We start from the raw sequence: 15,910 nt of genomic DNA, 5'->3' as shown, positions 1-15,910 counted from the left end.
TTTATTTTACCAACGTTCAAATTACATGCTTCAACATGCTGTCTGGTACATAATAACATTTATATCCGCAGACGTGAACAAAAAAATAATCGTATATAGGAATAATTATTCATGACTCATCGAAAAACAAGGTATTTAGAACTAAAAAAACATACTCTCCATAAGGAGAGCATGTTTTTTTAGTTTAGCAACAGTCCAATGAACTGTTTATATGCATTTATGCATAGCTATATTACTTATCAAAATTCACTTCAGGCGTTGTCAACTTATCATAGAAATCAACAACCTTATCTTTATCCTCAGATGAACGAAGTGCCATGGCTGAGCGAGGGTGCTCGTCCAATGTGCCTGTAATCATGTATGGAAGGATGTAGCCCCACTCTTCTTTTTCACGAAGAGGCACCATCAGTTGTTCCAATACACCCAATACTGGGCGCAAGTTGTATTTAGTTCCCTTCAGGTGAGCAACCAACAGTTCCGTTGGACAGTTCCCTGCAGCACGACCCATACCGTAGACTGAAGCATCCAACAATTCCACACCCAGCTCAGCAGCTATAAGTGTATTGGAGAATGCAAGCTGCATGTTATTGTGAGTGTGCACGCCAAGACGTTTGTTTGGAAGATGTGTTTTGAATTTCTCTACAAGGTACTTCACATCATTATGATCCAGGCTGCCGTAGGAGTCTACGATGTAAACAACGTCTACAGAGCTGTCTTTGATCATCTCGAATGCTTCCAGCAGTTCATTCTCCATAACATTAGACAACGCCATAATGTTAAGTGTTGTTTCGTAACCACGATCATGGAATGTTTGCACCAGCGCAAGTGCTTTGTCCACATCTTTGCTGTAGCATGCCACACGGATCAGATCCAGCATGCTTTCGCTGCGTGGCAAAATATCATTCTCGTCCACACGGCCAACGTCTACGAGTGCAGACAGTTTAGTGTTTCCTTTTTGCGGAATAACTTTGCGTAGGAAGTCATCATTCAGAAAACGCCAAGGGCCTGCCTCTTCGGCACCCTTCAGCAGTTTAGGAGAGTTTTTATATCCAATTTCCATATAATCAACGCCTGCTTCATTCAATCCAGCATAGAGCTGTTGAACAAAGTCCACGCTAAAGTCCCAGTTATTAACCAACCCGCCATCCCGGATCGTACAATCTACAATTTTGCAATGATTTGTCTTCATTTGTCTGCTCCTTTTCTGACCAACTTGTGTATTCCTCTCATGATACTTGAACGTGACAAGAAAAGTAAAGAGATAAACGAGCTATTCTGTAACTAGGACTTCCATATTTGATCCAATTCATTCATTTTGGCAGTATCCGGCGCTTTCTTCCCATAACGTACAGCATTATATGCATCTGGCAAAATCGTAGATAACCTCTTATCCGCTTGCTTCGATCCCTCACGCTCAATACTCTCGCCCGCTTCCAGAGGTGTCTGTGAATTTTCAATATGAACCCCATTACGCGTAGCGCTGTTGATCCATTTTCGGTAGTAAAAACGGATTCGATCTCTGTCCTGCGTGGGTAGAGGCTCTTTCTTGCGAAACCAAGGCTTTCGAACTCTGGTGGGAGCTGCAAGTGTCTCACTGATATCCATATATTCCGTCTGTGGTGCCATCTTCTTTTCTTTGGGATTCATCATGCCTTTTAAACGCTCCATAAGTCTATGCAGTGCACCTTGACCCCATTTCATCGTAAACCATAGAATGACCAGGATCACGATAATAAGAACTACCCAGCCAAGTATATCCCAAAAAATAGAAGGCTCTGAGCTTCCTTCGGGCATCTGTTCAGGCAACATGGGTGTATTCATGGGTTCCATCGGTGGTAAAGGTGTCTCCTGCCCTGAACTACTCAATAATCCCCTGATCCAGGCTAGCAAGCGATCACGCAGAGGACCTAACCAGGCAGCAAGACTTGGAAATGCTCCAATGGACGCGATTGTAATTAAAATCCACATTAAACGCTGGCGGTTAGCTCTCGCAAATTCCCGTAGAACCATCCTTCTTTGGCCATCATTTAGTATGGCTCGATCCATTTGCGAACTATACAAGGTTATCATCCAGCCAGCGAAGCTAATGACACCTGATACATATAAACTTGTCACATATGGCTGCAACAAATTAAACGGTTCGCCCCAACTGGAAGCCATACTCAGCAGAATCGAACTAGCTACCCCTACAAGCTGTAATCTCAATGTCGCAGTTGAACGAAGAGCAGGTTCTGAAGTAAGTCCGATATAAGCGGAGATCATCCCCCACACCCCAACTGTATATCGTTCAAGCCATGGGAGAGATGACGTAAGCTTAACGGCTAGAAATATAAGTGCACCTAGTCCAATAGCTACGCCCAATCGGTAGAATGCATTGCTACCCAAGCGAGGAAGTCGATGCTGGACGATTACCGCTAACCCTGCAGCAATAATATAGTAGAACATTAACGTGTAGGGTAATGAACCAGTCGCGTAAAGTGAGGTGAGTGTCACTATAGGATAGATGTAGATACCGATTAACAGAGTTGCAGTGAACGAAATTCCCAACTTAACCTTCGAAGAGAGCGAATCATTCATGCACTCACCGCCTTGTTACTCGTTGTCACTTGCTCTACAGGAAGAATGGTCACACGATGTCCTTGTTCATGCAAGCGTGCAATTTCATACTCCATCGCTGGGACACATAAGTTGTAATCAATAGATAACTTCTCGCCTGTTGAGCTTCTTCATTACGAAGTACCTCATCGCGCAAGAACTGCTCCATGGGTACCATACATTTCATTTCGATCTCCGCCATCGCCTCTAACAATAACTCCAGATGAGGGCTGCCGTAGTCTGGTTCGATCCTTAACGGCTCATGTCCACCACTTATTCGATAACCGTTATGAGCAAAACCTGCAGGTAGGCCACGGCCAATGGCATCCACCACTGCGGTTGCAGCATAACGAAGTGCTTGCTCGATTGTCTCCGGCTTCGTCACCACACTCCACATGTCAGCAGATTCCTGAATGTTGACTACAATCCACGATTGCGGATCTGCTGTCCAGCCCTGCTTGTACACCTGTAATTCTCCTGTACGCGCGCTTGCTTTCCAGTGAATGCGATTCATGGGGTCACCTGCACCATATGGACGTACACCTAGAATCAGGAAGGGATCCTCCACAATCCAGCGGGACACTTCTACCTCTCCTTGCCATACTTGATAAATGGCCGGTAGATCCTCAGGACGAATCAGGGAAGGATACACAACCATAGATAGAGGCATCGGAATAAGCTTGGATGTACGCCATACTCCAAAGAGATCCCCACCTGTCATGGTTACGCTATTCATCGTGTATACCCCGCGGCGACTGCATACCAGAGGATGCTTGCGTGTAATACGGGTAAACGGTTTCAATGTAAAGATGCTCTTATGATTCTGATAGATTTCTCCTTGGCTGATCGCCATACCTGAACCAGTACGGAAAACAAAAGATCCTGGCAGCATGGCCTCAAGTCGAAGCCAAGGTACAGACACACGTTTCTCATTGGCGATGGTCTCTATCATCTCCAATTCGTCACCAGCATAACAACGTGACTTACTAAACTGTCTTGAGTACGTGAGCCTACGTAATGCGGAGCGCCCAAACCACAAGCCATGTATCCCTATAACAATGCCGCCTACAACGACTAACCATAGCAAATTCATAATTAGCGCCCACTGCCAGCAGTCATGTTCTCCGTTGGTACTTGCACCTGATTCAGAATATCCTGAATGATTCGCTCTGCCAGTCCTTCCTGTTGACGCATTCGATTGCGGAACACCAAGCGATGTGCGAGTACTGGCTCTGCTAAGCCTTTAATGTCGTCTGGTAGAACGTAATCTCTGCCATGCAAAGCAGCCCATGCCTGGCTCGCCTTAAGTAGAGCCTGTGCTCCCCGTGGACTAACCCCTAGGGATAGCTCTGGATGCTTGCGTGTTTCTTCGGTCAGCTGGATGATATACGTCAGCAGATCCTCATCGATCTGCACGGACTTATAGGTCTGCTGAGCGGCAATTAGCTGCTCACGAGTGATAATGCTCGATAGATCAGCAACTGAGCGGCTTGCCACAGTACGTCTTAGAATTTCTACACTCTCACCTTCGCTCGGGTACCCCATACGAATCTTCATCATGAATCGATCCATTTGTGCTTCTGGCAGAGGAAACGTTCCTTGGTTATCAATTGGATTTTGCGTTGCAATGACGATAAATGGATGTTCAAGTTGCCTTGTTGAACCATCAATACTGATCTGCCGTTCCTCCATACACTCCAATAAGCTGGACTGAGTTCGCGGTGTAGCACGATTGATCTCATCTGCAAGAACAAGGTTGGCAAACAATGGACCGGGTCTGAATTCGAAATCCCCTGTTTTCTGATTGAAGAAATGAATCCCTGTGAGATCCGACGGTAGTAAGTCCGGTGTGAACTGGATGCGTTGGAACGTACAATCGAGCGAAGCTGCCACTGATTTGGCAAGCATTGTTTTCCCTGTACCTGGTACATCTTCAAGTAAGACATGACCTGAGGCAATGATGGCTGTTAAAACCAGCTCCATCGTATTCTCTTTGCCCACGATCACCTGACCCACATGATTCAACAGCTGTTTGTTCATCTGCTCCATTCCTTGAATATCCATTCGCAATCACCTTTCCTTCCATAAGCTACATTTATGTATTCGCATTCATTTTAACTATAACCCTATTTAGTTTAACAAAAAACAACAGGAATCGGCTAATTGACCAATTCCTGTTCGTTGTTTACACCTTTGAAGTTACACGAGGGGGAGCATAATTCTAAACTGTGTGCCTTCCCCTTTCTTGCTATCCACAGAGATCGTTCCTCCATGATTCTTAATGATGCGATAACTAACAGACAGACCAAGCCCTGTACCACTTTCTTTCGTTGTGAAGAATGGATCGAACAAACGTACAAGCGTATTATGATCCATTCCATGACCGTTATCCACTATGGAGATCTGAACAAATTTATTTTCCGTGCTGGTCGATATCCGAATTAAGCCGGTATGTTCCTCGCCCACATCTTCAATCGCATCCATTGCATTTTTGACCATATTCAAAATAACCTGTTTAATCTGTTTCACATCTATCGAGACATTCAATGGTAATTCTGCTTCATCCAGGGTAATTTCACACCCCTTCATTAAGCCTTCACTTTCAGTCAGCAAGACCACCTCTTTGAGCAAAGAGTCCACAGACATGATGGTTTTCTGGGGCGCTGACGGTTTGGAGGAATTTAGGAATTCGTAGATAATATCGTTGGCTCGATCGATTTCAGTTAGTATGATTCTGGCGTATTCATCTTTACCTAGCTGCAACAAGTGTGGACGTAGCAGTTGGATGAATCCACGAATGGCTGTCAGAGGATTACGAATCTCATGAGCAATCGATGCCGAGATCCGCCCCAACATCGCAAGCTTGTCATTTTGATAGGCCGTCTGTTCAATTTGTTTGTAGTCGGATACATCCTTAACGCTGAACAGAAAGTCTCCATCCATCTGATCGCCATAGGTAACCGTAACCAGCCAGTGCCTGCCATACTCATCAATCAGTTCATGATATCGCTTACGATGAAAAATGGTTTCCCGATAGATACGTAAAATTTTCTTTTTCTTGAATCGGCTCATCTGGGGAAGATGCATCATTTGCATCAGTGTGCATCCGTTGAGCAGGCTCCGCGGAAGCTCCAACAATTTTGCCATCTGTACGTTAATAAACGTCAATACACCATTGCTGTCAAACAACATAATACCGCTATCCAGATGCTCCAGGACATTCTCGTACTTGTTGTTATCCAGAGGTACAGGCGGAAAACCATTCGTTAATTGAGGGACTGTATCCTGAATTTCACTAATCACGTCAGGTTCCTCCTTTTCACGTAAATGATAAACTTGCCATTCGGACATCATATCATCACAGAAACAGGAAGGGCCGATCTTTACCGGAGCCCTTTCGTTAGGGGGCTGAGCCGAAAATATGGATGGTGCGTCCGGAACCCAAGCTGGTTTATCTCCGGTAACCAACAATCGATCCGGAAAACGATATACGTATGTTCCATTCTGACCTTCTCCTATTCCCATACACGAACACTTTTTGCTCCGCCTCTTTTGCAAGTCTGTTTTTATCATAGACAAGTTTATAGAATGGAGTCAATCGGAGAAAGTGTCGAATGGAAATTATTTTAAGAAAAACCTCGAAATAGCTAAGTTTCAATACACAAAAACGAAGCTGATTCGCGAGCATAGCGAAAAAGCTTCGTTTATTTATATTTCTTATAGACGTTGTTCGAGAAATCCCTTTGGATTCGCAGCCTGCCAATTAGCATCATTTGTTTCCAACCTATCATGGAATTCAATCGAAACCATATGCCGTCAAAAAGATCTACAAGCCGCTTTTATTGTGCTGGATTTTGAGTCTGCGTTGGCTCATCACGGCTAATCGACGCTTGAGCTCACTTTCCCATTTCTCATCCTTCATTTCCTTAGCAAGTCGAAGCAGATCGAGAGACATATCAATCTGGCGTTGCACGATGACCATGGCATCCTCGCTTTCGCGATTCACACAATTTTCGAAGATCGCATCTTCGTCTTCTGTTACATAGTCTTGAAAATCAATTTCGGAAGCACCGTCTCCATGTGCATACTCCGCAAGAATCTCATATTCGTTTTCAACTTTGTAATGCACCTCAACCCGATGACATACCGGACAAAACAGCAGGGGAACATTATGAACCTGGGTGCGGTAATGCTTCAGCGTGCCCTTTGTTCCCACCATACTTGCCCCACAACAGTAACTCATTTTTGTTCACCCTCCTTATTACGTGTCGGGATCAAAATGTGTGCAGATCACATCCCGTACACCTGTAGCACTTACCGAAAAGGGAATAGTTCCAACGGATTTCACATGCTTCATTATATGAGAGCAATCATACCGGATAATTTACCGGGTTTCCATACCCTATTCGCCTTTATGCCCTTCGATTCCTCTTTCACGAGGATAAAATATGATCATTCTTATAATACATCATTAACACGTTTCCATACGAATCTAAACATCTTTGGACAACTCCTTTTTCGATCCGGGAAAAAGGGTGCAAAAAGCCCTCAATCCCGTATGGGATGAGGGCTTGAACATGATGCGTTCAAGTTAATTCTGGCTTACAGGTTGTTGTCGCCTGGTTTCCAGTTCATTGCACACAATCCGCCGGATTGCAGTGCTTGCAGTACACGAAGTGTTTCTTCAACACTACGGCCTACATCATTGTGGTTAACGACTTGGTATTTCAATTCGCCTTCTGGATCGATGATGAACAAACCGCGCAATGCAACGCCTTCTTCTTCGATCAGAACGCCGTAATCTTTAGCTACTTGCTTCGTGATATCGGAAGCGAGTGGGAAGTTCAATTGACCCAGACCATTGCTGTCTACAGGTGTGTTGATCCAAGCTTTGTGGCTGTGTACGGAGTCCACGCTCACGCCAAGAATTTCAGTATCCAAAGCTTTGAATTGCTCTGCAGCAACGCTCAAAGCTGTAATTTCAGTTGGGCACACAAATGTGAAGTCCAAAGGATAAAAGAAGAATACGAGCCATTTGCCACGGTAATCGGACAGTTTCACGGAACCGAAATCTTGTCCGTCTCCTGATACTGTTTCCATTGCGAAATCTGGTGCTGGTCTACCAACCAAACGTTCTGCCATAACTAAAAATTCCTCCTTTGGGATTATGTAAGCATCCATATGGATTGCTCATCATCAGGTAGAAACGCAGGGCGTCTCTCCTGTCATTAAATGAATTTGATACTTGATAACAAGTACAAGTAAAATGTTATCATCCGGACTTCTCAAAGTCAAGATTATAAACGTTATTTTTTTATAATAATTATAAATAAGGATTTTTCGTGCCAATCTCATAAAGGAACAGCCCTCTGTATCTTCCATAATAGGAGACAAAGGGCTGTCTTGTTGATCGTATAATTACGCCTGTTTCTGGATTGCTGCGACGATCAAGTCGCCCATCTCCGTTGTACTGATTGCTGTGCTCTTATCTACAGCGATATCGCTGGTACGATGTCCTGCATTCAGCACATTGGATACAGCTGCTTCAATCGCATCTGCGCCTTCAGCATAACCAAAGGTTGTACGGAACATCAGAGCAAGTGATAGAATCGTTGCGATTGGATTCGCCAAACCTTGACCCGCAATATCAGGTGCAGAGCCGTGTACCGGCTCGTACAGACCGAAGCTGCCTTCTCCAAGAGATGCAGATGCGAGCATACCGATAGAGCCTGTCAGCATTGCTGCTTCATCACTCAAGATATCGCCAAACATATTTTCCGTTACGATGACGTCAAAGCTAGCTGGACGACGCAGCAACTGCATTGCACAGTTGTCAACAAGCACATGTTCCACTTCAACGTCCGGATAATCCGGTGCTACCCGGTTAACGACTTCACGCCAGAGGCGGGATGTTTCGAGTACGTTCGCTTTGTCTACAGAAGCGAGTTTTTTACGACGGCCTTGAGCAATTTCGAAGGCCTGACGAACGATGCGCTCCACTTCAGTTACATTATATACGCAAGTGTCTACAGCCTCTTCACCTTGTGAACCTTCACGTCTGAATTTCTCACCGAAGTAAATTCCGCCAGTCAGCTCACGCACAACCATGAGATCCGTACCTTCCAGTACTTCCGGTTTCAGTGTGGACGCGTCTTTCAAGCAATCAAACACAACTGCCGGGCGTAGATTGGAGAAAAGTCCAAGCGCTTTACGAATACCAAGCAAACCTGTTTCAGGACGCAGCTCCTTACTGTTATTGTCCCATTTAGGACCACCTACAGCTCCGAGCAGGACTGCGTCAGCACTTTTACATACCGTCAACGTTTCTTCAGGAAGCGGTGTACCCTTCTCATCGATGGCAATTCCGCCAAACAAAGCATGCTCTGTTTCAAAACGATAGCCGAATACTTCTTCTGTGCGTTTAAGTACCTTTTCAGCCTCAGCTACGACTTCTGGTCCGATTCCATCTCCAGCAATGACTGCAATTTTTTTCACTTCTGCCATGGGTTGTCCACTCCTTGTATCGATTCATTATAACTATTCACGAAGTAACGCTCTCATATTAACTCTCTCTTTTGTATCATATTTTGAGGTCATTTGACCAAGATATACAATCTATGACTTTAATAGATTTTACCTATAAGCAGTTCAATCTTAACGTATATAAGTTGTTCCACTTCTCTTGGTAAGGTAAAATATAGCTGAATTCAAATCAGGTACGCAGGAGGGATAATCACCATGCAATATTCGTATTTGGGTAAATCCGGTCTTAAGGTTAGTCGCATCTGTCTCGGTACCATGAATTTTGGACCGATCACAGACGAAAAAGAAGCCTTTCGCATCATGGATGCCGCGCTGGATGCGGGAGTGAATTTTTTTGATACCGCTAACATTTATGGCTGGCGCGAAAATTCAGGCCTGACAGAAGAAATTATTGGTCGTTGGTTCAGCCAAGGTGGCGGCCGACGTGAGAAGGTTGTTCTCGCAACCAAAGTCTACGGCTCTATGCATGATGAGAACGATGGCCCGAACAATGAAGCTGGGCTATCCGCATATAAAATCAGACGCCACCTCGAAGGTTCCCTCCGCCGTCTGCAAACGGATCATATTGAACTATATCAGATGCACCATGTTGATCCTGTCGTTACCTGGGACGAACTATGGCATGCATTTGAGAACGCAGTGTATCAGGGAAAAATTGGATATGTAGGTTCAAGCAACTTTGCCGCTTGGCAGATTGCCATTGCACAGAGTGAAGCTAAAAACCGCCATTTCCTTGGTCTCGTTTCCGAACAGCATAAATACAGCCTCAATTGTCGTTTACCTGAGCTGGAGGTTCTTCCTGCAGCGAAAGAATTAGGCTTAGGCGTAATTCCATGGAGCCCACTGGATGGTGGACTGCTCGGACGTAATGCGCTTCAAAAGCTGGAAGGAACGCGCAGTGGCGGTATCTCCGAACGGATCGAACGTCAGCAATCACAACTTGAGCAATTCGCGGCATTATGTCGTGAACTCGGTGAACCACAGGATACAGTAGCACTCGCTTGGGTAGCCGCGAATCCAGCAGTCACAGCACCTATTATCGGCCCACGTACATTAGAGCAGTTTGAGACTGCACTCAAATGTCTCGAAGTAACGCTAGACGAAGAAGTTCTTAAGGGCTTGGATGAAATTTTCCCAGGCCCTGGCGGACATGCCCCGAACGCTTATGCGTGGTAACATCAGAATGAATCCTGATATCGTACTCATATCTGATTAAAGCAGCAGTTATAACGTTACTCATGCTGTTAGATAAAATCATAGGATAGCCAAAAAGTCTGACCCTTGTAACGCTAAGGAGGTCAGACTTTTTTGGTTTCACCAACATGTGATTTTCAGTAAATGTACTTCAGCTCAGGCGTAACATAGTGAATTCACACATTGCCTTCGCACAACACAAGTATAATTACAGGTTCACATTCACTCGGTTCGTGTATGTTTTTCGTTTCTCGATCAATTGGTTCAGACCGTCTACATAGGCACGCGCACTTGCACCCAAAATATCAGTGCTTACCCCACGCCCCTGTACAGACACCTCATTTTGGGTAAGAACAACATGAACTTCACCCAATGCATCCTTACCATGTGTAACTGACTTGATCGAATAATCGGACAAGGTTACCTCTTCTCCACTAACCAGGTCAATGGCATTGTAGATGGCATCTACAGATCCATTTCCTTCAGCCTGCTGTTCGATCGTATTACCCTCGAGGGTTGTGATGCGAACTTTCGCTGTTGGAACAGATTCATCCCCGTATGTTACAAAGATAGACTCCAGTTTATACACCTCAGGTGCATCCTGCAATTTCTCTTCAATCAGGGCGAGTAGATCTTCATCGGTAACTTCTTTTTTCTTATCTGCCAGATCTTTGAATTGGCCAAATGCGCGGTTCAGCGCTTCATCTTCCAACTCATAACCCAGCTCGATCAAACGTTCACGGAATGCATGACGTCCGGAATGTTTACCCAGTACAAGTTTACTTTCCTTCAGACCAATGGTCTCTGGCGTCATAATCTCATACGTTGTTTTCTCTTTCAACATGCCATCCTGGTGGATTCCGGATTCATGTGCGAATGCATTCGCACCAACAATCGCTTTATTTCCAGGCACAACCATACCTGTCAAACGACTCACGAGACGACTAGTCCGCGCAATCTCAGACAGTTGTAGCGATGTTTTGGCTTGGAAAAACTCTTGGCGGGTCTCCAGTGCCATCGCAATTTCTTCAATTGCGGTATTACCCGCACGTTCACCGATTCCGTTGATCGTGCCTTCAATCTGGTCAGCACCATTCAGGATCGCGGCCAGCGTATTTGCTGTAGCCATGCCCAGGTCGTTATGGCAATGAGCACTTAGCTGTACTTTTTCGATCCCATGTACATTCTCTTTGAGATGTTTGAAAATGTTACCGTACTCATATGGGCTCAGATATCCGACCGTATCTGGAATATTAACAACGGACGCGCCTTCCTCAACCGCCATATTCACCATTTCTACGAGAAAATCGTACTCTGTACGTCCTGCATCCTCCAGAGAGAATTCAATTTTAGAGAACGTTTTCTTGGCATAACGAATCGCAGAGCGTGCCGTATCAAGCACCTGCGCTTTGTCCATGCGGAGTTTATGTTGACGGTGAATGGGTGACGTCGCCAAAAACACGTGAATACACGGATCCTGTGCACCTTTCAGCGCTTCCTTTACAGCATCAATATCTTGTTCTCTCGAACGAGACAGTCCAATTACTGTAATATTTTTCACCGCTTTGGCTACTGCATTGACTGCTGCCAGATCCCCTGGAGAAGCCGCTGGAAAACCTGCTTCCATCCGGTCAATACCAAGTCGCTCCAGCTGATGTGCAATCTCCACCTTTTCACGAGTGTTCAGGTTAACTCCCGGAGATTGTTCTCCATCACGTAGCGTTGTGTCAAATACATAGATTTTACGCACGCTTCGCACCTCCTTGACTTGATTATTATTCAGGCAATTGGGTTCAATTCATTACCGTCGTTAGCAGACGGCAACCATCCCCTTGCTCCTTTAAACCAGTAATAGCGGCTCACGCATAAGCACGGCCGCTATTTCCAGTTGAAACTCTGTGAATTGCTATAATTCCTTAAACGAGATGCTTATTTCTTGATCCAGTGCATCATCTCACGCAATTGTCCGCCAACCACTTCGATTGGGTGTTCAGCTTCGTTGCGACGAGTTGCTGTCAAGAATGCGCGTCCGGATTGGTTTTCCAAGATGAAGTCGCGTGCGAATTTACCTTGTTGGATATCCGTCAGTACTTCTTTCATTGCTTTCTTCGTATCTTCAGTTACAACGCGAGGTCCAGTTACATAGTCACCGTATTCAGCTGTATTACTGATGGAATCACGCATACTTGCAAGTCCACCTTCATACATCATGTCAACGATCAATTTCAGTTCGTGCAGACACTCGAAATATGCCATTTCAGGAGCGTATCCTGCTTCTGTCAACGTTTCGAATCCAGCTTTAACCAGGGCACTTACACCACCACACAGAACCGCTTGCTCACCGAACAAGTCTGTTTCTGTTTCTTCACGGAAAGAAGTTTCGATAACGCCTGCGCGTGTGCAACCGATACCTTTTGCATAAGCCAAACCAATCGCTTTTGCATTACCTGTTGCATCTTGCTCGATCGCGATCAGACCCGGTACACCGAATCCTTCCACGTAAGTACGACGTACCATGTGGCCAGGGGACTTAGGAGCTACCAGCAATACATCGCTGTTTTTTGGAGCAACGATTTGGCCGAAATGAACGTTGAAACCGTGGGAGAAGAGCAATGCAGCGCCTTCTTTGAGGTTTGGTTCGATTTCGTTTTTGTAAACAGAAGCTTGCGTTTCATCTGGCAACAAGATTTGAACGACATCCGCACGGCTTGTTGCTTCAGCTGGGGAAAGAACTTCAAATCCATCATTTTTTGCAGTATCGAAGGATTTACCTTCACGAAGTCCGATGACTACGTTCAATCCGCTATCACGCAAGTTTTGAGCTTGGGCATGACCCTGGCTACCGTAACCAATTACGGCAATCGTTTTTCCTTTCAATACGCTAAGCTCTGCATCCTGTTCATAATAAGTAGTTACTGGCATGTTTATAAGTCCTCCTTTGTATTGTAAAGAACCCTTCATTAATGAGCGGGTGTCTCAAGGGACCGACACGTTAAGTTGACTTAACGTGAGTTGGTCTGATTCGATCCGTTCAGACACCCGCTCGTTAATGCGGGTGTGTATTTCTCTTTTCAAGCGTTACATCACTAAAATGTTAAATTGCAAGCAATGCCGGATTTTGTCGTTCTCTACATTTTCAAAGAAAATTCATAATAATTTATGCGTTTCCTCTTACCAATGCCGTTACGCCTGTACGAGAAAGTTCACGAATACCGTATGGTTTAAGTAACTCAATCATGGCATCAATTTTGTCTGTATCTCCTACCACCTGCACCATCAGGCTACCAGGTCCGATATCGACTACGGCTGCTCTAAAAGTTTCCACAACACCCATAATCTCAGGCCGTTCGGATGGCTCTGCTTTTACCTTAATTAGCGCAAGCTCGCGAGCAACCATAGGTTTCAGGCTGAAATCAACAACTTTGATGACATCAATGATCTTGTACAATTGTTTCTCGATCTGTTCCAATGTTTTATCGTCACCAATGGTGACAATGACCATCCGGGACAAACCCGGCTCTTCCGATTGACCCACCGTAATACTCTCAATGTTGTAACCGCGTCGACCGAACAAACCTGATACCCGCTGAAGGACGCCCGGCTGATCGTTGACCAAAATCGAAATTGTATGTCTAATCATTTCTCAGCATCCCCCATCAGCATTTGATCGATTGTCGCTCCTTGCGGAACCATTGGATATACGTTTTCTTCCTTACGTACAACAAACTCTACAACGACTGGTCCCGGTGTGTCCAGTGCTTCTTGCCAAGCTCGCTCCGCTTCTTCCTTGTTCGTAGCGCGCAATCCTTTAACACCGTAGGCTTCTGCCAATTTAACAAAATCAGGACTTCCCGCCAAATCAATGTGACTATAGCGATTCTCGTAGATAATTTCCTGCCACTGACGTACCATTCCAAGCACTTGGTTGTTGATAATAACAATCTTCACTGGAATGTTGTTAATTGCACAGATTGCTAGTTCTTGGGAACACATCTGCATTCCACCGTCACCGTTAATAGAGATAACCAGTCTGTCTGGATTTGCCATTTGAGCACCGATTGCTGAAGGGAATCCGAAGCCCATTGTTCCCAAACCACCTGAGGTTACCCAAGAACGCGGCTGATTGAATTTGTAATATTGAGCTGCCCACATCTGGTGCTGTCCAACATCCGTCGTTACAATTGCCTCGCCTTTCGTTGTATCGTTTAACAACTCGACAACCCATTGCGGTTTCAATTCTTCATCCGAATCCGTGTAACTGTAAGGTTTCTCTTGTTTCCATTGCTTGATCTGATCTCTCCATGCATCCGCACGCTCTGCACGCTGCACTTCTTTGTTCGCAATCTCAAGCACGGTCTTCACATCACCAACAATTGGAATATCTGTTGCAATGTTTTTACCAATTTCGGCTGGATCGATATCGATGTGTACAATTTTGGCGTGTGGCGCAAAACCGTCCAGTTTACCAGTAACCCGGTCATCGAAACGTGCTCCGATATTAATTAACAAATCCGATTGTTGGATAGCTAGATTCGAGGTATACGTACCATGCATCCCTGGCATCCCTGTCCACAATTCGTGTCCACTTGGGAAAGCGCCTAAGCCCAGCAAAGTTGTTGTAATTGGAATACCTGTTTTCTCAACAAACTCGAAGAGTGCTTCGTGTCCACCAGAGTATACAACGCCTCCACCTGCAAGGATCATCGGCCGCTCTGCTTCTTGAATGGCTTGTGCCAAGCGATCAACCTGCAGTTTGTTCGGTACAGTACGAGGATTATACCCTCTAAGCGTAACAGGCTCAGTACTTGGCTCGAACAATGTTTTGTTCGCAGATACATCTTTTGGAATGTCGATCAGAACCGGACCTTTACGACCTGTATTAGCGATGTGGAATGCCTCGTGAATGACACGCGGTAGTTCCTTAACATCTTTTACCAAATAGCTGTGTTTCGTAATTGGCATTGTAATCCCCGTGATGTCTGCTTCTTGGAAAGCATCCGATCCGATCAGGCTGGAGACAACGTTACCTGTAATCACAACGAGAGGAACAGAGTCCATATACGCTGTTGCAATTCCAGTAACCAGATTGGTTGCCCCTGGTCCGGAAGTGGCGATACATACGCCTACCTTACCACTCGCACGTGCATATCCGTCAGCCGCATGAATGGCACCTTGCTCGTGACGAGTTAATACATGCTTGAAATCCTCGAAACCATACATCGCATCATAGATATAAAGTACTGCACCCCCAGGGTAACCGAAGACACAATCTACACCTTCCAGCAACAGGCTTCTTAGCAAAATCTCGGAACCGCTAATGACCTCCGGCTTCATCCATTTTTCACGTAATTCTTCTGTTGATCGTACTTCTGGAATTTGAGCACCCATTAGTCATCCTCCTCTCGAAATTCACACCATTCTGACATTAGAAGTTACAAAAAAAACCTTCCATCCCCTGCAAACAAGTTCATGCTTGCGAGGGACGAAAGGTTATCGCTTCCGTGGTACCACCCAACTTTGTCCGAAATTTCGCAATAACGGACCTTACCAGGTACAAAAAACAATAGTCCTAACGGAC

The 15,910-nt window shown here is 45.2% G+C and carries 13 protein-coding genes; 1 reads left to right on the top strand and 12 read right to left on the bottom strand.

Going from position 1 to position 15,910, the window contains the following annotated elements:
• Nucleotides 1-232: 232 nt before the first annotated feature.
• The 8 genes from DMB88_RS08865 to leuB form a co-directional block, all read right to left on the bottom strand.
• Nucleotides 233-1,189, bottom strand: a complete 957-nt coding sequence (locus DMB88_RS08865; RefSeq protein ID WP_128101069.1) for an aldolase catalytic domain-containing protein — start codon at nt 1,187-1,189, stop codon at nt 233-235.
• 92 nt (nt 1,190-1,281) lie between these two features.
• Nucleotides 1,282-2,577: a hypothetical protein gene (locus tag DMB88_RS08860; protein ID WP_128101068.1), complete on the bottom strand. Its 1,296-nt coding sequence runs from the start codon at nt 2,575-2,577 to the stop codon at nt 1,282-1,284.
• A gap of 49 nt (nt 2,578-2,626) precedes the next feature.
• Nucleotides 2,627-3,688, bottom strand: a complete 1,062-nt coding sequence (locus DMB88_RS08855) for a DUF58 domain-containing protein (protein ID WP_128101067.1) — start codon at nt 3,686-3,688, stop codon at nt 2,627-2,629.
• A gap of 2 nt (nt 3,689-3,690) precedes the next feature.
• Nucleotides 3,691-4,659 carry an AAA family ATPase gene (locus DMB88_RS08850; RefSeq protein ID WP_128101066.1) on the bottom strand — a complete coding sequence of 323 codons (969 nt, stop codon included), beginning with the start codon at nt 4,657-4,659 and terminating at the stop codon, nt 3,691-3,693.
• A 135-nt stretch (nt 4,660-4,794) separates the two neighbouring features.
• Nucleotides 4,795-5,898, bottom strand: coding sequence for a PAS domain-containing sensor histidine kinase (locus tag DMB88_RS08845; RefSeq protein ID WP_128101065.1), 1,104 nt, complete (start codon nt 5,896-5,898; stop codon nt 4,795-4,797).
• A gap of 523 nt (nt 5,899-6,421) precedes the next feature.
• The gene (locus DMB88_RS08840) at nt 6,422-6,838 is read right to left on the bottom strand and encodes a hypothetical protein (protein WP_024628323.1); all 417 of its coding nucleotides are present in this window, start codon (nt 6,836-6,838) and stop codon (nt 6,422-6,424) included.
• A gap of 359 nt (nt 6,839-7,197) precedes the next feature.
• On the bottom strand, nt 7,198-7,737 hold the full coding sequence (locus DMB88_RS08835; protein WP_128101064.1) for a peroxiredoxin: 540 nt from the start codon (nt 7,735-7,737) through the stop codon (nt 7,198-7,200).
• 276 nt (nt 7,738-8,013) lie between these two features.
• On the bottom strand, nt 8,014-9,099 hold the full coding sequence (gene leuB / locus DMB88_RS08830) for a 3-isopropylmalate dehydrogenase (RefSeq protein WP_056698648.1): 1,086 nt from the start codon (nt 9,097-9,099) through the stop codon (nt 8,014-8,016).
• A gap of 234 nt (nt 9,100-9,333) precedes the next feature.
• On the opposite strand from leuB, the gene DMB88_RS08825 reads away from it, so the two are divergent.
• Nucleotides 9,334-10,314 (top strand): aldo/keto reductase, encoded by a 981-nt coding sequence (locus DMB88_RS08825; RefSeq protein WP_128101063.1) that lies wholly within the window; start codon nt 9,334-9,336, stop codon nt 10,312-10,314.
• A gap of 226 nt (nt 10,315-10,540) precedes the next feature.
• Here DMB88_RS08825 and DMB88_RS08820 read toward each other — a convergent pair whose 3' ends face one another.
• From DMB88_RS08820 to ilvB, 4 genes are all read right to left on the bottom strand, one after another.
• Nucleotides 10,541-12,082, bottom strand: a complete 1,542-nt coding sequence (locus DMB88_RS08820) for a 2-isopropylmalate synthase (RefSeq protein ID WP_128101062.1) — start codon at nt 12,080-12,082, stop codon at nt 10,541-10,543.
• A 179-nt stretch (nt 12,083-12,261) separates the two neighbouring features.
• Entirely contained in the window at nt 12,262-13,254 is a 993-nt protein-coding gene (gene ilvC, locus DMB88_RS08815) for a ketol-acid reductoisomerase (protein WP_056698659.1), read from the bottom strand.
• Nucleotides 13,255-13,489: 235 nt separating this feature from the next.
• Nucleotides 13,490-13,972, bottom strand: coding sequence for an acetolactate synthase small subunit (gene ilvN, locus DMB88_RS08810; protein ID WP_128101061.1), 483 nt, complete (start codon nt 13,970-13,972; stop codon nt 13,490-13,492).
• Nucleotides 13,969-15,720 carry a biosynthetic-type acetolactate synthase large subunit gene (gene ilvB / locus DMB88_RS08805; RefSeq protein WP_128101060.1) on the bottom strand — a complete coding sequence of 584 codons (1,752 nt, stop codon included), beginning with the start codon at nt 15,718-15,720 and terminating at the stop codon, nt 13,969-13,971. Before ilvB ends, ilvN begins: the two co-directional genes overlap by 4 nt.
• Nucleotides 15,721-15,910: the final 190 nt, after the last annotated feature.

This window comes from Paenibacillus sp. DCT19 (genome assembly GCF_003268635.1).
Classification (GTDB): Bacteria; Bacillota; Bacilli; order Paenibacillales; family Paenibacillaceae; genus Paenibacillus.
This window is presented reverse-complemented; position numbering and strand designations above follow the sequence as displayed.

What these genes read in the sequence shown, in the direction of transcription:
- DMB88_RS08835 (WP_128101064.1), bottom strand. Translation starts at nt 7,737, where the DNA reads ATGGCAGAACGTTTGGTTGGTAGACCAGCACCAGATTTCGCAATGGAA.
- leuB (WP_056698648.1), bottom strand. Translation starts at nt 9,099, where the DNA reads ATGGCAGAAGTGAAAAAAATTGCAGTCATTGCTGGAGATGGAATCGGA.
- DMB88_RS08850 (WP_128101066.1), bottom strand. Translation starts at nt 4,659, where the DNA reads ATGGATATTCAAGGAATGGAGCAGATGAACAAACAGCTGTTGAATCAT.
- ilvB (WP_128101060.1), bottom strand. Translation starts at nt 15,720, where the DNA reads ATGGGTGCTCAAATTCCAGAAGTACGATCAACAGAAGAATTACGTGAA.
- ilvC (WP_056698659.1), bottom strand. Translation starts at nt 13,254, where the DNA reads ATGCCAGTAACTACTTATTATGAACAGGATGCAGAGCTTAGCGTATTG.
- DMB88_RS08860 (WP_128101068.1), bottom strand. Translation starts at nt 2,577, where the DNA reads ATGAATGATTCGCTCTCTTCGAAGGTTAAGTTGGGAATTTCGTTCACT.
- ilvN (WP_128101061.1), bottom strand. Translation starts at nt 13,972, where the DNA reads ATGATTAGACATACAATTTCGATTTTGGTCAACGATCAGCCGGGCGTC.
- DMB88_RS08855 (WP_128101067.1), bottom strand. Translation starts at nt 3,688, where the DNA reads ATGAATTTGCTATGGTTAGTCGTTGTAGGCGGCATTGTTATAGGGATA.
- DMB88_RS08825 (WP_128101063.1), top strand. Translation starts at nt 9,334, where the DNA reads ATGCAATATTCGTATTTGGGTAAATCCGGTCTTAAGGTTAGTCGCATC.
- DMB88_RS08840 (WP_024628323.1), bottom strand. Translation starts at nt 6,838, where the DNA reads ATGAGTTACTGTTGTGGGGCAAGTATGGTGGGAACAAAGGGCACGCTG.
- DMB88_RS08865 (WP_128101069.1), bottom strand. Translation starts at nt 1,189, where the DNA reads ATGAAGACAAATCATTGCAAAATTGTAGATTGTACGATCCGGGATGGC.